13 protein-coding genes and 5 tRNA genes are annotated in these 18,852 nt (G+C 32.4%); 13 read left to right on the forward strand and 5 right to left on the reverse strand.

From position 1 onward, the window contains the following. The first annotated feature begins 6 nt into the window (after window positions 1-6). From KO504_RS07975 to KO504_RS07985, 3 genes are read left to right on the forward strand one after another with little or no spacing between them, the layout of a single operon-like run. Window positions 7-510: a TrmH family RNA methyltransferase gene (locus tag KO504_RS07975; protein WP_215925799.1), complete on the forward strand. Its 504-nt coding sequence runs from the start codon at window positions 7-9 to the stop codon at window positions 508-510. A 49-nt stretch (window positions 511-559) separates the two neighbouring features. Then, a complete protein-coding gene (locus KO504_RS07980) occupies window positions 560-1,648 on the forward strand; it encodes an AI-2E family transporter (protein WP_215925800.1) in 1,089 nt (362 codons plus the stop codon). Window positions 1,649-1,651: 3 nt separating this feature from the next. Beyond that, entirely contained in the window at window positions 1,652-2,836 is a 1,185-nt protein-coding gene (locus KO504_RS07985; RefSeq protein ID WP_215925801.1) for a THUMP-like domain-containing protein, read from the forward strand. Here the strand turns inward: KO504_RS07985 and KO504_RS07990 are convergent. Continuing rightward, window positions 2,833-3,429, reverse strand: coding sequence for a hypothetical protein (locus KO504_RS07990; protein WP_215925802.1), 597 nt, complete (start codon window positions 3,427-3,429; stop codon window positions 2,833-2,835). The two genes, KO504_RS07985 and KO504_RS07990, sit on opposite strands and share 4 nt — an antisense overlap. Before the next feature lie 207 nt (window positions 3,430-3,636). Between KO504_RS07990 and KO504_RS07995 the strand changes: the two genes are divergently transcribed. From KO504_RS07995 to KO504_RS08015, 5 genes are all read left to right on the forward strand, one after another. Continuing rightward, window positions 3,637-3,725 (forward strand) — tRNA-Ser (locus KO504_RS07995). 54 nt (window positions 3,726-3,779) lie between these two features. Continuing rightward, window positions 3,780-3,854: transfer RNA gene (locus KO504_RS08000), tRNA-Pro, on the forward strand. Between the two features lie 33 nt (window positions 3,855-3,887). Next, window positions 3,888-3,961, forward strand: a tRNA-Arg gene (locus KO504_RS08005). A 186-nt stretch (window positions 3,962-4,147) separates the two neighbouring features. Further along, window positions 4,148-4,220 (forward strand) — tRNA-Gly (locus tag KO504_RS08010). Between the two features lie 57 nt (window positions 4,221-4,277). After that, window positions 4,278-4,359, forward strand: a tRNA-Tyr gene (locus KO504_RS08015). Window positions 4,360-4,811: 452 nt separating this feature from the next. Here KO504_RS08015 and KO504_RS08020 read toward each other — a convergent pair. After that, complete coding sequence (locus tag KO504_RS08020) at window positions 4,812-6,863, reverse strand: HD family phosphohydrolase (protein ID WP_215925803.1); 2,052 nt, start codon at window positions 6,861-6,863, stop codon at window positions 4,812-4,814. 114 nt (window positions 6,864-6,977) lie between these two features. On the opposite strand from KO504_RS08020, the gene KO504_RS08025 reads away from it, so the two are divergent. After that, entirely contained in the window at window positions 6,978-8,156 is a 1,179-nt protein-coding gene (locus tag KO504_RS08025; RefSeq protein WP_215925804.1) for an acetyl-CoA C-acyltransferase, read from the forward strand. Between the two features lie 9 nt (window positions 8,157-8,165). After that, on the forward strand, window positions 8,166-8,915 hold the full coding sequence (locus KO504_RS08030) for a C40 family peptidase (RefSeq protein WP_215925805.1): 750 nt from the start codon (window positions 8,166-8,168) through the stop codon (window positions 8,913-8,915). Between the two features lie 37 nt (window positions 8,916-8,952). Here KO504_RS08030 and KO504_RS08035 read toward each other — a convergent pair whose 3' ends face one another. Further along, window positions 8,953-10,242 (reverse strand): tetratricopeptide repeat protein, encoded by a 1,290-nt coding sequence (locus tag KO504_RS08035; RefSeq protein WP_215925806.1) that lies wholly within the window; start codon window positions 10,240-10,242, stop codon window positions 8,953-8,955. 26 nt (window positions 10,243-10,268) lie between these two features. Beyond that, a complete protein-coding gene (gyrA, locus tag KO504_RS08040; RefSeq protein WP_215925807.1) occupies window positions 10,269-12,815 on the reverse strand; it encodes a DNA gyrase subunit A in 2,547 nt (848 codons plus the stop codon). A gap of 274 nt (window positions 12,816-13,089) precedes the next feature. Between gyrA and KO504_RS08045 the strand changes: the two genes are divergently transcribed. Beyond that, window positions 13,090-15,639, forward strand: a complete 2,550-nt coding sequence (locus KO504_RS08045) for an ATP-dependent Clp protease ATP-binding subunit (protein WP_215925808.1) — start codon at window positions 13,090-13,092, stop codon at window positions 15,637-15,639. Between the two features lie 99 nt (window positions 15,640-15,738). Then, window positions 15,739-16,110, forward strand: coding sequence for a hypothetical protein (locus KO504_RS08050; protein ID WP_215925809.1), 372 nt, complete (start codon window positions 15,739-15,741; stop codon window positions 16,108-16,110). Between the two features lie 7 nt (window positions 16,111-16,117). On the opposite strand, the gene hutH is transcribed toward KO504_RS08050, so the two are convergent. Further along, complete coding sequence (hutH, locus tag KO504_RS08055; RefSeq protein WP_215925810.1) at window positions 16,118-17,647, reverse strand: histidine ammonia-lyase; 1,530 nt, start codon at window positions 17,645-17,647, stop codon at window positions 16,118-16,120. Window positions 17,648-17,778: 131 nt separating this feature from the next. Between hutH and KO504_RS08060 the strand changes: the two genes are divergently transcribed. Further along, on the forward strand, window positions 17,779-18,816 hold the full coding sequence (locus KO504_RS08060) for a TlpA family protein disulfide reductase (RefSeq protein WP_215925811.1): 1,038 nt from the start codon (window positions 17,779-17,781) through the stop codon (window positions 18,814-18,816). Window positions 18,817-18,852: the final 36 nt, after the last annotated feature.

An 18,852-nucleotide genomic window follows, 5' to 3' on the forward strand; every position in this document is an offset into this window, starting at 1 on the left:
CATTTTATGCAACTAAACCACTACAATTCTAACTTTCAAAAGCAAAAACATCCTATTACAGTAATTTGCGATAATGTAACCAACGCACCAAACATTGGAAGTTTATTTAGAATAGCAGATGCCTTTGGTATTGAAGAGCTTATTTTTTGTGGTTCCAATATTCCATTGGGTAAACGAATGACAAAAACATCGCGTTCAACTGAAAAGTACGTAACACATAGCATAAACGAAGATATTGAAACACAAATCAAAACTTTAAAAGCTAAAAACTATTATTTGATTGCTTTAGAAATCACAGAGAATAGTCAGGATTTATCAACTTTTAAATTAAAAAACCATCAACCAATTGCGCTAATATTAGGAGATGAAAACTTTGGAGTTTCAGAACCACTATTAAAAAGCGTTGATGCTATTGTACACATTAATATGTTTGGCAATAACAGCAGTATGAATGTGGTACAAGCCACAAGTATTGCGCTTTACGAAATCACAAAACAACTAAATGCTTAAATTTGCCATGCTGAATTTATTTCAGCACCTTTGAGTAAATATGCAAGAGATGAATTCAAAAACAATAGCCAACGGTATTTTAAGAGCATTGGGTATGATTCTAGCTATAATGTTAGTCTTATATTTTCTTTTTAAAATTCAATCCGTAATCGTTTATATTGCTGTTGCTGCAGTTATTTCTCTAATTGGACGACCAATCATACTATTTTTAAGAGAGCGATTAAAATTTAATAACACCGTTGCAGTTGTAGTGACCATGACCCTTCTTTTAAGTCTTTTAATTGGCTTAGTCGGACTTTTTATTCCGCTAATTATCGAACAAGGTCACAATTTAGCCTTACTAAATATTGATCAATTACAATTAAATATTGAAAATCTATACGATCAAATTATTACTTATTTTCAATTCAACAATATAGATCTCGAACAATCTATTAAAGACTCTCATGTACTCTCTAAACTCGATTTTGCAATCATTCCTAATTTTCTAAATAGTTTTATTAGTGGTTTAGGTACTTTTAGCATTGGTTTATTCTCAGTACTATTTATTTCGTTCTTTTTCCTAAAAGACAGTAAGCTTTTTGAAGATGGTATTATGACCTTTGTGCCAAGCGGTAATGAAGAACGCTCTAAACGCTCTATCACCACAATAAAAGATTTATTATCACGCTATTTCGTTGGACTTATATTTCAAATATTAATTCTTTTTGTTATTTACACCATTGTATTATTAGTGTTTGGAATAGACAATGCCATTGTTATTGCTTTTCTGTGTGCGCTTCTTAATTTAGTGCCTTATATTGGACCTTTAGTTAGTGGTTTTTTAATGCTTTTGTTAAGCATGTCTAGTAACTTAGGCGAAAATTTTAGTGAGGTCATTTTACCAAAAACCACGTATGTAATGATTGGGTTTATCTTCGCGCAATTGGTAGATAATTTCTTTAGCCAACCTTATATCTTTTCTAAAAGTGTAAAATCACACCCTTTGGAAATTTTCTTAATTATCATTATTTCTGGAATTTTATTTGGTGTTGTTGGAATGATTGTCGCCATACCAACATACACAGCCATAAAAGTTATCTTGAAAGAATTTTTATCGGATTATAATATAGTTCAAAAACTAACCAAAGGCTTATAGCTAATGTTTAACAAAAACCTGTTAAATACTGAAATACAAAATTTTATAAACAATAACCTAAATTCTGATGTTTCAGAATTATTGCTAAAAGGTATACCGTTTAAAGTTGTAGATTCAAAATTAATTATTGAACAAATTGAAGCAAAAAAACGCTGTAAAAAGAAACTACCAACATGGTTTAGTACTGAAAATATATACTTTCCCAATAAGCTTAATATAGAACAAACCTCTTCAGAAATTACTGCTCAATATAAATCTAGTTTAGTTTCTGGTAAGCAGATTATGGATCTCACAGGTGGTTTTGGTGTAGATGCATTTTACTTTTCAAAACATGTTGAAAACGTAATACATTGTGAAATTAACCCAGAACTTTCAGCATTAGTTAAACATAACTTAAAAGCACTAAATACTTCAAACATTACATGCTATAATGCAAATGGAATTGACACTTTAAAAGAAGTTACCCAAACTATAGATTGGATATATATTGACCCTTCGCGCCGTGATGATTTAAAGCAAAAAGTATTTTTATTAGCAGACTGCGAACCTAATATTAAAACACATCAAAACTTATTGCTACAGTGCGCAAAAAATGTGATGATTAAAACATCACCTTTGTTAGATTTATCAGCAACGCTATCAGATTTACAGCATGTAAAAGAAATTCATATTGTAGCCGTTAACAATGAAGTTAAAGAATTATTATGGATTTTAGAGCGGGGTTTTAAAGGAGACGTTCTCGTAAAAACTGTTAATTTACAAAGAGATAAAGCTCAATATTTTAAATTTAACTTTAAAGAAGAAGCTAAAGCTGAAGCAAATTATAGCAAGCCACTCACCTATTTGTACGAACCAAATTCTGCCGTTTTAAAATCTGGTAGTTTTAATTCTGTTGCTAACATTCTAAATATTGAAAAACTACACAAACATTCGCATTTATACACATCTGACTCACTTATAGAATTTCCTGGAAGAAGATTTAAAATTGAAAAAATAGTACCCTTTAATAAAAAAGCATTTTCCAAAGAAAAAATATTAAAAGCTAATATAACTACAAGAAACTTTCCGTTATCAGTACATGATATTCGCAAAAAATTCAAAATTAAAGACGGCGGAACACTCTATTTATTTTTCACAACAAATGTAGATGAAGACAAAATTATTTTGATTTGCTCAAAAGTTCATTAATCACAAAAACCTTTCTGAGCTACAATCATCTCATTACCCCAAAGCTTCATTAAAAAAGAAATATCAATAGGAAAAAAAGAAGAAGACCTATCTACATTATACTTTACAGGGCATTCAATTCTTTTATTATTTACAATTTCGCACTTATGCTTTTTGTTATCTGAAATAAAAATGGCTTTGGAATCAATCTTATCATAGACTTTTTTTAAATCTATTATGGCATATTTTATAAATCCTTTAGCTGTATTCACCTTACTTTTAGCACAATCAATAATGCCATAGGTAAAATAATGTGCTTTCATTTTATAATATTCAGATTCTTGTCGTTCTTTAAATTTATTATCATCACGCCTATACCTAATGGTAAAATCTGAATAGTCTTTATATTGCGCTTCCCTAAATCGCTCTTGTACGCTCATAATTTCATTTCCCTTTCTAAACACATAATCAATACCATCCATCATATCTATATATTGAGCATAGTCCTTTCGCAATCTAACCTCTTGCCACCCTAAAGCCTTATATATTAAAGGTAATGCTAATTGCTGATGCACGTAGTCGGAAAAAGCTCTATCTTTTTTGTAACTAGACATATTTTAAAGTTTAGAACTTAGTTTATACTTTATTTAAACATTTTTTAAAACTTATAAAGTTGAGTAAAACACTTTTATTTGCCTGATAAATATACACTTAAATATACAATCAAAAATATTCAAAAAAAACTCAAAAAAATTGTTGCGTTCTTTAAAATGTTGCCTTACATTTGCATCCGCATTTAAAGGAATGTTCATATAAATATTGGAGAGGTGCCTGAGTGGCCGAAAGGAGCGGTTTGCTAAATCGTCGTGGGTGGAAACACTCACCCAGGGTTCGAATCCCTGTCTCTCCGCAAATTTACTACAGCATATGCGACTGTAAGTAATATTTAAAAAGATAATCAACTCGGGGTGTAGCGTAGCCCGGTTATCGCGCCACGTTTGGGACGTGGAGGCCGCAGGTTCGAATCCTGCCACCCCGACTTTTATTGAAATTTTAGAGTTTTACTCTAATTGGTCGCATAGCTCAGCTGGATAGAGCACCTGCCTTCTAAGCAGGCGGTCCTAGGTTCGAATCCTAGTGCGATCACAAGAAGCCTTAACATTTATGTTGAGGCTTTTTTGTGTATAATTATATATTATCTAACACATATTTCAACTCTAAATCTATAGATAATTTCTACGTTCAACCTACGGTAAATTTTATAGCCTAAAAAAAGAAAAATTAAGGCATTTTTAAAAAATATTTATATATTCGCGACCGCTTACCAAAAATGCGAGAGTAGCTCAGTTGGTAGAGCGTCAGCCTTCCAAGCTGAATGTCGCCGGTTCGAACCCGGTCTCTCGCTCTAAAGACATCTTGTGCTGAGTGGTCTTTTTAGTTTGAAATATTGAATAAAAGTATTGGGGAGATACTCAAGCGGCCAACGAGGGCAGACTGTAAATCTGCTGACTACGTCTTCGCAGGTTCGAATCCTGCTCTCCCCACAAATGATTTTTAAATGCAGCTTTACAAAAACTCACTTTTGTAAAAACTCATTTGGATTGAGTCACCAATCCAGAATACTCAGCGAAACGAAGTAATCTAAAATAAACGTAACGATTCTACATATTGAAATACCATTAATTAAAGCAATTTAATTACAAAATACGAGAGTCGCTCAGTTGGTATAGAGTGTCAGCTTTCCAATTATGCGGTCCTAGGTTCAAATCCTAGCGCGATTCCAAAAAGCCTTAATAGAAATAGTGAGGCTTTTTTGTTTAAAAACATAATAGGATTACTAATATATAATATCCCACCGTTAAACTTAAGATTTTTTTTGATAAATTGGATGTTTGTACAAAGCTAAAACATTATTGGACACGTCTCAGTCGTTAGTCACCTCTAAAACAAACGCTGCTAACAACAAAACCCTGATAGAAATAGTAGTTTTTTTTTATTATTCAGGGTACTCTATTCTTAGATGGTAAATATTCGCTAATTTATGTTTAAGCACTTTTTTGATAGATTGAATTTCTTTAAACGTAATATTCGCATTTAAAAACTGACCACTCTCCATTTGCTTATTGATTATGTTTTCAACAAAATCATTAATCTTTGTACTTGTAGGATCTTTTAAACTTTTTGAAGCAGCTTCTACACTATCACACATCATTAAAATTGCTGTTTCTTTACTAAATGGTTTTGGACCTGGATAAGTAAAATCGCTGATATCAACATTTTCATTCTCAGCTTTTTCTTTCATATAAAAATAATACACTAAACTGGTACCGTGATGTGTTCTAATAAAATCTATAACACGATCTGGTAAATTGTATTTTTTAGCAATTTCAATTCCTTTAATTGTGTGATCAATAATAATTTTCGCAGATTCTTTATTCGATAATTCGTCATGAGGATTAATACCTGTACTCTGGTTTTCTGTAAAATACGTTGGATTATTCATCTTGCCAATATCATGATACAAGGCTCCTACTCTAATTAACATAGCATTAGCGCCAATTTCATTAGCTGAAGCTTCAGCCAAATTAGCCACATTTAATGAATGATGAAATGTCCCTGGAGCTCTGTTTGATAATTCTTTTAGCAATTTTGTATTTGTATCAGACAATTCTAATAAAGATACGTCAGACACCAGTCCAAAAATCTTTTCATAAATATAGATTAAAGGCTGAACAAACAAAGTCGCTAAACCACAAAGCACAAATAAACCAAAAGTTTCCCATTTTAACCCTGTTAATTGCCCTTCGTGAATAACGAAAAATGCAAAATAAGCAATGATATAAATAAATGTTATTTGTCCTACTGATATAAAAAGGTTAGCTCTTTTATATAATTCTGAGACCGTTAAAATCGTTACCATTCCTGCAATAATCTGAAGAAACATATACTCGTAACTATTAGGTACAATAAAACCTAAAAGTAATACCGTAAGTACATGTGTAAAGAGACCTAATCTTGCATCGAAAAAAGCTTTTAGTACGAGTGGTAAAATACATAATGGCACCACATAGATATACTGAGAATTAAAGTTAATAACCAAAGTGCTTAACAATATCATTAATGCGATATTAAAAAATATAAACGTCACTTTAGTGTTGTTTAAGAAGACTTCGAGTCTATATTTTCTTAAAAACAATAATAACATGAGTAATGCCAATGCCACCAATAGTGTGTAAGCTACGAGAACCCAATTATAATTAGCAGAATTCCATACTTGAGATTCATATTCGGATTTTAAAGAACTTAAAATAACGTATTGATCTTCCTCTACTACTTGCCCTTTAGAAACTATGAGTTGGTCTTTTTCAATACGTCCTCTCGTTAAAGAAATTTTTGACAACTCCTCTTCTAAAGCTCTATCACTAAGACTTTTATTGAGTTTTATATTAGGTTTAATAACATCGAAAAAAATAGAGACTATACGCTTTTTTGTATCTATAGATAATGTATTTCCTAAATCCTTCTCTACTAGTGCTCTCCATTCACTTAACTCATACAAACTGCCATATTGCAACTCTTTTTGAATGGTATTAGATGACGTTAAAAATACAGGTCTATCTTTATCATAATTATAATCTAAATCTAATATTCCAGAATTATAAAGCTTGTTTACAATTGATTTACCATGATTAAATAACGTTGTATTTTCAGTTCTAAGAGTACTAGAGTCTTTAAATACTTGGTTAAATCTCATCGTAAAATCTAATATAACATCGTCTTCAACACCTTTAGTGACCTCAAAATACAAAGGACTATGATTTTTAATTTCGCGTTGTTCTTTGTCTATTTCACTTTGGGATTTCTTTATCGCAAAATTAAATGGAGCATATAGGTTTTCGGATTGCCATGGCTTACCCTTTTCAAAAGAGTATCTAAACTTCCCTGTTTTAGGAAACAAGTAAACAATAAACAATGTGGTTAATAAGAATAATAATATCTTATAAACTAAAGCATGATTCTTATACCATTTATTGAGGAATACATTCATATACAATCAAATGTAATAAATATTAGAATTTTAGATTGCTAATATCATTAATACATTCTAAAATCTCTTAAAAAATGTTTAATTTCGCTCCAAATAACATCAAATATAATCACAATGAATAAGGACGTCGTTATAGTTTCAGCAGTTAGAACACCAATTGGAAGTTTTTTAGGAAGTTTATCTACAGTACCAGCACCTCGATTAGGAGCTGCGGCTATTAAAGGAGCTTTAGATAAAATTAATTTAAAACCAGAGCTAGTAGATGAAGTCATTATGGGAAATGTTGTGCAAGCTGGCACAGGACAAGCTCCTGCAAGACAAGCTGCTATTTACGCAGGATTACCAAACACAATTCCATGTTCTACAGTTAACAAAGTATGTGCTTCAGGAATGAAAGCTGTAATGCAAGCTGCTCAAGCTATACAATTAGGTGATGCAGAAATAGTTGTTGCCGGTGGAATGGAGAACATGAGTTTAATTCCACATTATTATCATGCAAGAACTGGTACAAAATTTGGACCAGCAACGCTTGAAGACGGTATGCAAAAAGACGGATTAGTTGACGCTTATGACAATAATGCCATGGGGGTTTGTGCCGATTTATGTGCAACTGAATATAAATTCTCTAGAGAAGATCAAGATGCTTTTGCTGTTCAGTCTTATGAACGTTCTAAAGCGGCTTGGGATGCTGGAAAGTTTGAGAATGAAGTTATTGCTGTTGAAGTTCCTCAACGTCGTGGAGAACCTGTAATTGTTAACAAAGATGAAGAATATACGAATGTGAAAATGGATAAAATTCCTGCATTACGTCCTGCATTTACTAAAGACGGAACAGTTACTGCTGCTAATGCCTCTACAATTAACGATGGAGCTGCAGCCATGATATTAATGAGCAGAGAAAAAGCTAAAGAATTAGGCTTACAACCTATTGCTGTTATAAAAGGGTATGCAGATGCTGCACATGAACCAGAATGGTTTACAACAGCGCCTGCTAAAGCTTTACCTAAAGCATTAGCTAAAGCGAATATTGATATAAAAGACGTTGATTTCTTTGAATTTAACGAAGCATTCTCTATTGTTGGATTAGCTAATATGAAAATTTTAGGATTAGACGACAGTAATGTAAATGTTAATGGTGGTGCCGTTTCTTTAGGACATCCACTTGGATGCTCTGGCGTAAGAATTTTAGTGACCTTAATCAACGTATTACAACAAAATAACGCCAATATTGGAGCAGCTGCTATTTGTAATGGCGGTGGAGGTGCTTCTGCAGTGGTATTAGAACGCGCTTAACCAAACTCTATGCAATACGGCATTTGCAATCTTGGCATTGTACCTATACGATTAGAACCTAGCGATACCAGTGAAATGGTAACGCAAGCTCTGTATGGTGACTTTTTTAAAGTGCTTGAGCAACGAAAAAAGTGGAGTCGCATCCGTTTTGCCTTTGATAAATATGAAGGTTGGATAGATAATAAGCAATACTTAGAAATTGACGCGTCTAGTTATAATGACCTAAATAAATCTGGTGTTAATTTATCCAAAGATTTAATTGAATTTGTATCAGATGCTTCAAATAATTTATATCCTATTCCTGTTGGTTCAGATTTAAATGGGTTAAACATACTTAAGCATAACTTTGATGGTACTGCCTTAACCTCAAAAAGCGCTAAAGAAAATATTGTTAAATCATCTTTTTTATTCTTGAATGCCCCCTATTTATGGGGTGGAAAATCACCTTTTGGAATTGACTGTTCTGGGTTTACACAAATAGTATATAAACTCAATGGGTACAAATTATTTAGAGATGCTTCTGAACAAGCAACACAAGGGGAAGCTCTGAGCTTTATTGAAGAAAGTGAACCTGGTGATTTAGCCTTTTTTGATAATGCAGAAGGCAACATTACTCATGTAGGTATTATCATGAAAGATAATTACATTATCCATGCGCATGGCAAAGTAAGAATTGATCGTTTAGATCATAGTGGTATTTATAATATTGATAAGAATACACATACCCACAAACTGAGAGTTATTAAAAAAATAGTATAAAAAAAGCCGCTTTTTTTATACTATTTTGAATCTAATTTTAATTTCCACCTGCTGCAGAAGCTTCCATTTTTTCAATCCTAGCTCTCATAGCTTTAAACTTATCAGTTTCACCTAAAGCGCTATATATGTTCATTAACGTTTTAGCCGCATCTATATTAGTATTTCTCAACTCTAAAGCTTTCTCTAAAAAAGGAATAGCTTGATAATACAATTGTGAACGTTTTTCTTTTAACTCATCATATTTTCTGTTATCTGCAGAACTATTTCCTAAGCTATTCATCTCTTCAACAATCTTAGCTTCACCTTCTAACATTACAACTGCAATATTGTTATAAGCATCTACATAACCAGGGTTAATAGAAATAGCTTTTTCATAATACTTTATAGCAGCTTCTGGGTTACCACCTTCAGCAGCTAACACACCTAAATTATACTGTAATTCAGCGTTATTAGGATCTTTAGTAGTTGCTTCTTCCATTAATTCTTTAAATCTTTCTCTGTTACCCATTTTTAGGTAAACATTAGCTTCAGATAATAATAAACCTAAATCATCAGGATTTTCTGCTCTAGCATCAGCCATAGCTCCTAAAGCTTTTTCATTATCTCCTTGTGATACATATATTAAAGCGATGTTCTTTACAATTTCAGCTGTTTTAGATTCGCTTTTAGCATCTCTAGGTTTAGTATGAGCTTTAGATTTTACAGAAAAATTTCTTGTTTGCTTATTAGCAAACAATTCTTCTTCACCAGTTTCTACATTTGTAGCATAGTAATTCATTTGGATACCTGTATATCCCATGTTTTTTAATTCAACATAGTAATCTAAAGCAGTATCATAATCTTGAGAAGTTACAGCAGCTGAAGCAGCGTAATAAAGATATAACGTGTCTTTAGGAGACATTCTATAAACTTTTTCAAAGCCTTTTGCAGCAACAGTATAATTCTTACTACTAAACGCATTATTAGCTTTAGTTAGAAATGTATTAACCATTCCTAATGACATTTCATTAGCTTCTTTGGTATATTTTAATTTCCCCATTTTAGATTCTAATTCTTTCAAGTCATCTAAACTTACTATAGCTTCATCGATATCTTTATCAGAACCTTTTCCTTCTGCATAAAGTGCTTTAGCTTTAAGGAAATAGAATTTGGCTTTAGACTTATCATCCATATTTCCTATTAATGCTTCTGCAGCTGATACTGCAGATTTAGCATCTCCAAAATTCGAATTTTTTAGTGCTTTTTCAATGGCTTTAATCTCGTTCTTTTGTGCAAAAGACATTGAGGAAACAATTAAAAGTAACACTAATGTCAGTAATTTTTTCATCTTGTAATAAATAGTTTTGTTGTTAATTATTCGTTTTCAGTTTCATTATTATCAATAGCCGTGCCATCTTCATTATCAATTGATTCAGAATTAATTACTTCAGCATCATCAATACCTTCAATATCTTCTTCCTCATCTTTCATCACTTTAGCAACTGCTGCAATAGAATCATTTCCTTTAAGGTTGATTAATTTAACTCCTTGTGTTGCTCTTCCCATTACACGTAAATCAGCCACAGCCATACGAATAGCTATTCCAGATTTATTAATAATCATTAAATCATCTTCATCGGTTACATTCTTAATAGATACTAAGTTTCCTGTTTTTTCTGTAATAGAAATGGTTTTTACACCTTTACCTCCTCTATTGGTAATTCTATAATCTTCTAAACTAGAACGTTTTCCGTATCCATTTTCAGAAACCACAAGAATATTGCTATCCATATCGTCTACAGCAACCATACCTATAACCTCATCGTTTTTTTCATCTTGAAGACGAATACCACGTACACCAGATGCATTTCTACCCATTGGTCGTGTTTTCGCTTCTTCAAAACGTATGGCTTTACCAGATTTTAAAGCTAACATCACTTGGCTTTCACCTGTTGTTAATTTTGCTTCTAATAAAACATCGTCTTCCTTAATGGTAATGGCATTAATTCCATTAGATCTTGGTCTTGAATATTGCTCTAAAGCCGTTTTCTTAACCTGACCTTTTTTGGTCGCCATTATTACATAATGATTGTTAATGTAATCTTCGTCTTTTAAATCTTGAGTACAGATAAAAGCCATGACTTTATCATCTTGCTCAATATTTATTAGGTTCTGAATTGCTCTACCTTTAGACGTTTTAGCTCCTTCTGGAATTTCGTAAACTCGCATCCAGAAACATTTTCCTTTTTGCGTAAAGAATAGCATGTATTGATGGTTAGTACCAACAAATAGGTGTTCTAAGAAATCCTCATTACGAGTCGTTGACGCTTTCTGGCCTACTCCTCCTCTATTTTGTGTTTTATATTCTGAAAGTGATGTACGTTTAATATAACCTGCGTGAGAAATTGTAATTACCACTTGTGCATCAGGAATCATATCTTCAATACTCAAGTCTCCTCCTGCATATTCTATTACTGAACGACGATCATCTCCATATTTATCTCTAATAACTTCAAGCTCTGCTTTAATAATATCCATTCGACGTTCTTTCTTGTCCAAGATATCTTTAAGGTCTATGATTGTTTTCATAATTTCCTCATACTCATTTCGCAGCTTATCTTGCTCTAAACCTGTTAACTGACGCAAACGCATCTCAACAATAGCTTTTGCCTGAATCTCAGATAATTTAAAACGTTCTATTAAGCTATTACGAGCCTCATCTGCATTTGATGATGCACGAATAATTTTAATAACCTCATCAATATTATCAGAAGCTATAATTAAGCCTTCTAATATATGAGCTCTTTCTTCAGCCTTACGCAATTCGTAAGTGGTTCTCCTAACAACTACATCATGTCTGTGTTCTACAAAATAATGAATAAGTTCTTTTAAGTTTAGTAACTCTGGACGCCCATTTACTAATGCAATATTATTAACACTAAATGACGATTGTAAAGCGGTATATTTAAATAACTTATTAAGTACAATATTAGGAATTGCATCACGCTTTAAAACGTAAACTATTCGCATACCATTTCTATCAGACTCATCTCTAATAGTAGCAATACCTTCTAGTTTTTTATCATTAACCAAGTCAGCAGTTTTCTTAATCATATCTGCTTTATTGATTTGGTAAGGAATCTCTGTAACTACAATACACTCTCTGCCTTGCACTTCTTCAATAATAGCATTACCACGCATTACAATACGTCCACGGCCTGTATGAAAAGCTTCCTTAACACCATCGTAGCCATAAATGGTTCCTCCTGTTGGAAAATCTGGTGCTTTGATATGTTGGATTAATTCATCTATTTCAATATCGTTGTTATCGATATAAGCAATTGTTCCATTGACTACTTCCGTTAAGTTGTGTGGTGGCATATTTGTTGCCATACCTACAGCAATACCTGAAGCTCCATTAACTAATAAACCTGGAATACGTGTTGGAAGAACTGTTGGCTCTTCTAAAGTATCATCAAAATTTAATTTATGATCTACGGTTTCCTTATCAATATCTGCTAACATATCTTCAGATATCTTACGCATTCTTGCTTCTGTATAACGCATTGCAGCCGGACTATCTCCATCTACAGACCCAAAGTTACCTTGTCCATCAACTAACATATAACGCAAACTCCATTCCTGAGCCATACGTACCATAGCGTCATAAACTGAAGTATCACCATGTGGATGATACTTACCTAAAACCTCACCGACAATTCTTGCTGATTTTTTATGTGCTCCAGTTGCTCTAACACCTAATTCGTGCATACCGTAAAGTACACGTCTATGAACTGGTTTTAAACCGTCTCTAACATCTGGTAGCGCACGTGACACTATGACCGACATTGAATAATCAATGTAAGCCGATTTCATTTCATCTTCAATGTTAATTGGAATGAGTTTTTCTCCTTCTGCCATATATAAAATTAATTAGTTTTTTTTGTGAATTTTCATAACGCGCTAATATAACCAAAATACCACTGTTTTTAGACAAACACTACTTGCTTTTTGGTATTTTTTATTAACAATATTTAATATCTTTTTCGTTAATAAGTATCTGCAATTTTCCTTTGATTTAAAAAGCATTTTTACTCTCTTCGTTTACGACATATAATAATCATATAATTAAGGTACGGTTTTTGACTTATACTCAATATGTTTTTATTATTTTTAAAGCAGAAAGGAATATAGTATGGATGATAATTTTTCCCCAAGAGTTAAAGATGTAATTGCTTACAGCAAAGAAGAAGCTTTACGTTTAGGTCATGATTTTATTGGTACTGAGCATTTAATGCTTGGACTTTTAAGAGATGGAGACGGTAAAGCTATAGATATTTTAAGCGCCTTAGATGTAGATCTAAATCACCTAAGACGTAAAGTAGAGATTTTAAGTCCTGCCAACCCAAATATCGTAACAACATCGAACGAAAAAAAGAACTTGCACTTAACAAGGCAAGCAGAGCGTGCACTAAAAACAACATTTTTAGAAGCAAAACTATTTCAGAGCACCTCAATAAACACAGCACATTTATTATTGTGCATTTTAAGAAATGAGAATGATCCTACAACAAAGCTTTTAAACAAGCTAAAAGTAGATTATGATAACGTAAAAGAAGAATTTAAATCTATGGCAACTAACGAAGATGATTATTTAGAAACCCCAAAAGCAGAATCGTTTTCTGATGATGATATGAACGAACAAGAAGATGCAAAACAGAATCCGTTTGGAGGCCAATCTAGTAAAACAAACAAGAAATCAAAAACACCAGTTTTAGATAATTTTGGTAGAGACTTAACTGTACTTGCTGAAGAAGACAAATTAGACCCTGTTGTAGGACGAGAAAAAGAAATACAACGTGTCTCTCAAATTTTAAGTCGAAGAAAGAAAAACAACCCTTTATTAATAGGAGAACCTGGTGTTGGTAAATCTGCCATTGCCGAAGGTTTAGCATTACGCATTGTAAAACGAAAAGTATCTCGTACCTTATTTAATAAGCGTGTCGTCACTTTAGACTTGGCAAGCTTAGTTGCAGGCACAAAGTATAGAGGACAGTTTGAAGAACGTATGAAAGCCGTTATGAACGAGCTTGAAAAGAATGATGATATTATTCTTTTTATTGATGAGATTCACACTATTGTTGGTGCTGGTGGTGCCACAGGAAGTTTAGACGCCTCTAATATGTTTAAACCAGCTTTAGCAAGAGGTGAAATACAATGTATAGGTGCAACTACTCTAGATGAGTACAGACAATATATTGAAAAAGATGGTGCTTTAGAACGTCGTTTTCAGAAAGTCATTGTTGAACCAACTTCTGTTGAAGAAACCATCGAAATCCTTAATAATATTAAAGGGAAATATGAAGAGCATCATAATGTCGACTATACAGATGAAGCTATTGAAGCCTGTGTAAAGCTAACTAATCGCTATATGACAGAGCGTTTTCTTCCTGACAAAGCTATCGATGCTTTAGATGAAGCAGGTTCTCGTGTACATATCACTAACATAGATGTGCCAAAGCAAATTCTTGAATTAGAAAAGAAACTTGAAGAAGTAAAAGAAACAAAGAATAGCGTTGTTAAAAAGCAAAAGTACGAAGAAGCAGCAAAGCTTAGAGATGACGAAAAACGATTAGAAAAAGAACTGGCAACTGCCCAAGAAAAATGGGAAGAAGAAACAAAGCAACATAAAGAAGTTGTTACCGAAGAGAATGTTGCTGATGTTATTTCTATGATGACAGGAATCCCTGTAAATAAAATTGCTCAAACAGAAATCACTAAACTATCTAAATTACCAGAATTAATTAAAGGTAAGGTTATTGGGCAAGATCAAGCTGTTGCTAAAGTTGTAAAAGCGATTCAACGAAACAGAGCTGGACTTAAAGATCCTAACAAACCTATTGGATCATTTATATTCTTAGGGCAAACTGGTGTTGGAAAAACACAATTAGCCAAAGTATTAGCTCGCGAGCTATTTGAAAGTGATGATTCTTTGGTAAGAATAGATATGAGTGAATACATGGAAAAATTTGCTATATCGCGTTTAGTTGGTGCACCTCCAGGATATGTTGGATATGAAGAAGGTGGCCAATTAACAGAAAAAATAAGACGTAAGCCATATGCTGTTGTCCTTTTAGATGAAATTGAAAAAGCACATCCAGATGTCTTTAATATGTTATTACAGGTTCTAGATGACGGATACTTAACAGACAGTTTAGGTCGTAAAATTGATTTTAGAAATACTATCATAATTATGACGTCTAACATTGGAGCCAGAAAGCTAAAAGACTTTGGTACTGGTGTAGGTTTTGGTACTTCTGCAGCAATAGCTCAAGAATCAGATCATGCAAAAGGGGTTATTGAAAATGCACTTAAAAAAGCGTTTGCACCTGAATTTTTAAACAGAATTGACGATGTTATTGTCTTTAATGCTCTAGAGAAAGAAGACATTAATAAAATTATTGATATTGAACTAGTTAAACTTATTAATAGAATTAAAGATTTAGGTTACGATCTTAAACTTACAGATAACGCTAAAGGTTATATCGCCGAAAAAGGATTTGACAAACAGTATGGCGCAAGACCATTAAATAGAGCCATTCAGAAATATGTTGAAGATGCTCTAGCTGAAGAAATCATTAATTCTAAAATTCAAGAAGGAGATATTATCACTATGGATTTAGATAAAAAAAATGATGTCTTAAGCATAAAGATAAAATCAGCGGGTAAGACTACAGAATCATAAATAACGATTTTTAATATTTTAAAAGTCATTCATAATAAAAAACTCCTTTATAATTAAAGGAGTTTTTTGTATTTTGTAAGAACGATAAGTACTTTTTTTATGCAAAAAATTATTGATATAGACTTCTGTACATTAAAATTCTACAAAAATTATATGATCACAACGATAAAAGAAGGTGTTCATGTAGATAAGGAACAAAATGAAGCACTCATCAAAATAGCTGAAAACTATTATTCAAACCAACCTTTTGTATACATTAGCCACAGAGTAAATTCTTACTCCGTAAATCCCAATATTTACGCAAGGACTTCTGAAACTAAAAATTTAGCTGGTTTAGCCGTAGTAACTCACGATTATAAAGCCAAAAGGAATGCTCAAATCGAAAAATTATTTCTTCACAAACCTTTTGAAATTTTCGTCACTTTAACAGAAGCTTTTAATTGGGCTGATGAGCTAATTAGCAATAACTAATGCATCCTTATTTTAAATCGTAATCATTTAAAAACAACTCCTCTATTTCAATATCAACATCTTTTAGAAACTGAATAGAAGCCTCAATAGAATCATGTAACACCTCATCTACTTTTATAAATGGCACTACTTTTCGGTATTGCTCTAAAAATGACTCTAAAAAAGGAGAAGTTTTCAAAGGTCTTCTAAACTCTAAAGCTTGTGAAGCATTCATCAATTCAATAGCAATAACACGATCAACATTTTTTATTAAAGTATAAGCCTGTGTCGCAGCATTGGCGCCCATACTCACATGATCTTCTTGCCCATTACTAGAGACAATACTATCTACACTAGCAGGAGATGCCATTTGTTTATTAGCACTTACGATACTTGCTGCTGTATATTGCGGAATCATAAAGCCCGAATTTAAACCAGGATTATCCACTAAAAATGCAGGTAAACCTCTTAAACCAGACACCAATTGAAAAACACGTCGTTCTGAAATATTACCTATTTCAGCCATAGCAATCTTCAAATAATCCAAAGCTAATGCTAACGGCTGACCATGAAAATTTCCTCCAGAAATAATTAAATCTTCTTCATGAAAAATATTAGGATTATCTGTTACAGAATTAATTTCCGTTAAAATCACTTTCTCAACAAAATCTAAAGTGTCTTTTGTTGCACCATGCACTTGCGGAATACAACGAAACGAATAAGGATCTTGTACATGTTCTTTTTCGCGCGTGATTAATTCACTTCCGTTTAAAAATTCATTAAAGCGTCTTGCTACTTTTCGTTGTCCTGGATGTGGTCTTACTGCATGTACCAAATCATGAAAAGGATCTAAGCGTCCATCAAAAGCATCTAAAGAAATACTAGCAATAATATCTGCCAAATACGATGTTTTATGAGACATTAGCAACAAATAAACACCATAAGCGCTCATAAATTGCGTGCCATTCAACAAAGCTAAACCTTCTTTAGCTTCAAGTGTTATAGGCTCCCAATTAAACTCTTCTAAAAGTGTTGCTGCATCATATTCCTTATTGTTATGCATCACTTTTCCTTTTCCTAATAAAGGTAATGCCAAATGTGCTAAAGGTGCTAAATCTCCTGAAGCTCCCAAAGAGCCTTGCGTAAACACAAATGGAAAAATATCGTTATTAAAAAATTCAATCAATCTTTCTACGGTTGCTAACTGCACTCCACTATGGCCATAACTTAGGGACTGAATTTTTAAAAGTAGCATCACTTTAACAATAGATTCTGGCACACGCTCACCTGTTCCACATGCATGAGACATTACTAAATTTTCTTGAAGCTGACTAAGATCCGTATCAGAAATCTTTACATTATATAACGATCCAAAACCTGTATTAATTCCATACATAGGTTTTTTTTCATTTGCCAATTTATTATCTAAATACGTTTTACATTTTTGTATCTTATGTTTAGATGCCTCTGAAAGTTTTAGCTTTTTATTCTTATAAAAAATATTATAAATCGTTACAATATCTAAAGCATCTGAAGAAATTATATGAAAGTTATCCATTAGGAAGAATTTTAATGTTTTTTTCAAAATTGAGAATATTTTTGGATTCTACAAGGTTTTGTTAATAATTCATTTCAATATTAATTTTATTTTTTAATGGTTATTTTTGCAATCGAAAAAAAACAAAATTTATGAAACGATTATTAGTGCTTTGCTTAGCTACAACTATTTTAGCTTGTAAGGGAGAACCTAAAGATTACGCAACAATTTCTGGTAAAATTGAAAACCCAGATAATAGTAAAACTCTAAAAGTTTTTAAAGGTAGCGAGTACGAAAAAATAATTAAGCTTAATGATGATGGTACGTTTAAAGATACATTAAAAGTTGTTGAAGGAGATTACACCTTTTTACATGGAAAAGAATACGGATCAATCTATTTAAAAAATGACAAAACGTCTGCTTTTGAAGTAGACAACAACTCCTTTTTAGAATCAATTGTTTTTAAAGGTGATAATTCGGATATTAATAATTTTTCTGTTAGATCATACTCAATTTCTAAAGACTATTTTACAGAAGACCTTATTAATTATGGTACAAAAGAAGATTTAGAAAAAGCAATTGACGACTACAAATCGGCATATAATGATATAAAAATCAGATATCCTAAAGTAGACTCAACTCGAGTAGCACTAATGGATAGAAATATTGAAGGTTCAATTGTACAATTAAATAGGTTTATGGCGTCTAAAATAGCAACACGTGCTGCTTTTCCTAAAGGATCGCCATCTCCTACTTTTGAAAATTATGAAAATTTTGCTGGTGGTGACTTATCGCTTTCAGACTTAAAAGGAAAATATGTTTACTTTGATATTTGGGCGACTTGGTGCGGACCTTGCATTAAGGAAATTCCTTCTCTTAAAAAGATAGAAAAACAATTTGAAGGCAAAAACATAGCTTTTGTAAGTATTTCTGTAGATAATGGTCGTGGCTATAAAAATGATGCCGCTGCAGCATACCAAGGTTGGAAAAAAATGGTTGCCAATAAAGAACTTGGAGGCATTCAATTAATGGCAGATAATGGTTTTGCTTCTGACTTTATTAAAAGTTACAAAATCAATTCAATTCCAAGATTTATTCTTGTAGATCCTAATGGAAATATTGTTGATGCAGATGCGCCAAGACCATCAAGCCCTCAACTTATTAAATTATTTGAAAAATTGGGACTATAACTTCAAATCTCAATTAGTAAAAGCCTGTTTCAAACA

Source organism: Winogradskyella psychrotolerans, from assembly GCF_018860565.1.
Taxonomy (GTDB): Bacteria; Bacteroidota; Bacteroidia; order Flavobacteriales; family Flavobacteriaceae; genus Winogradskyella; species Winogradskyella damuponensis.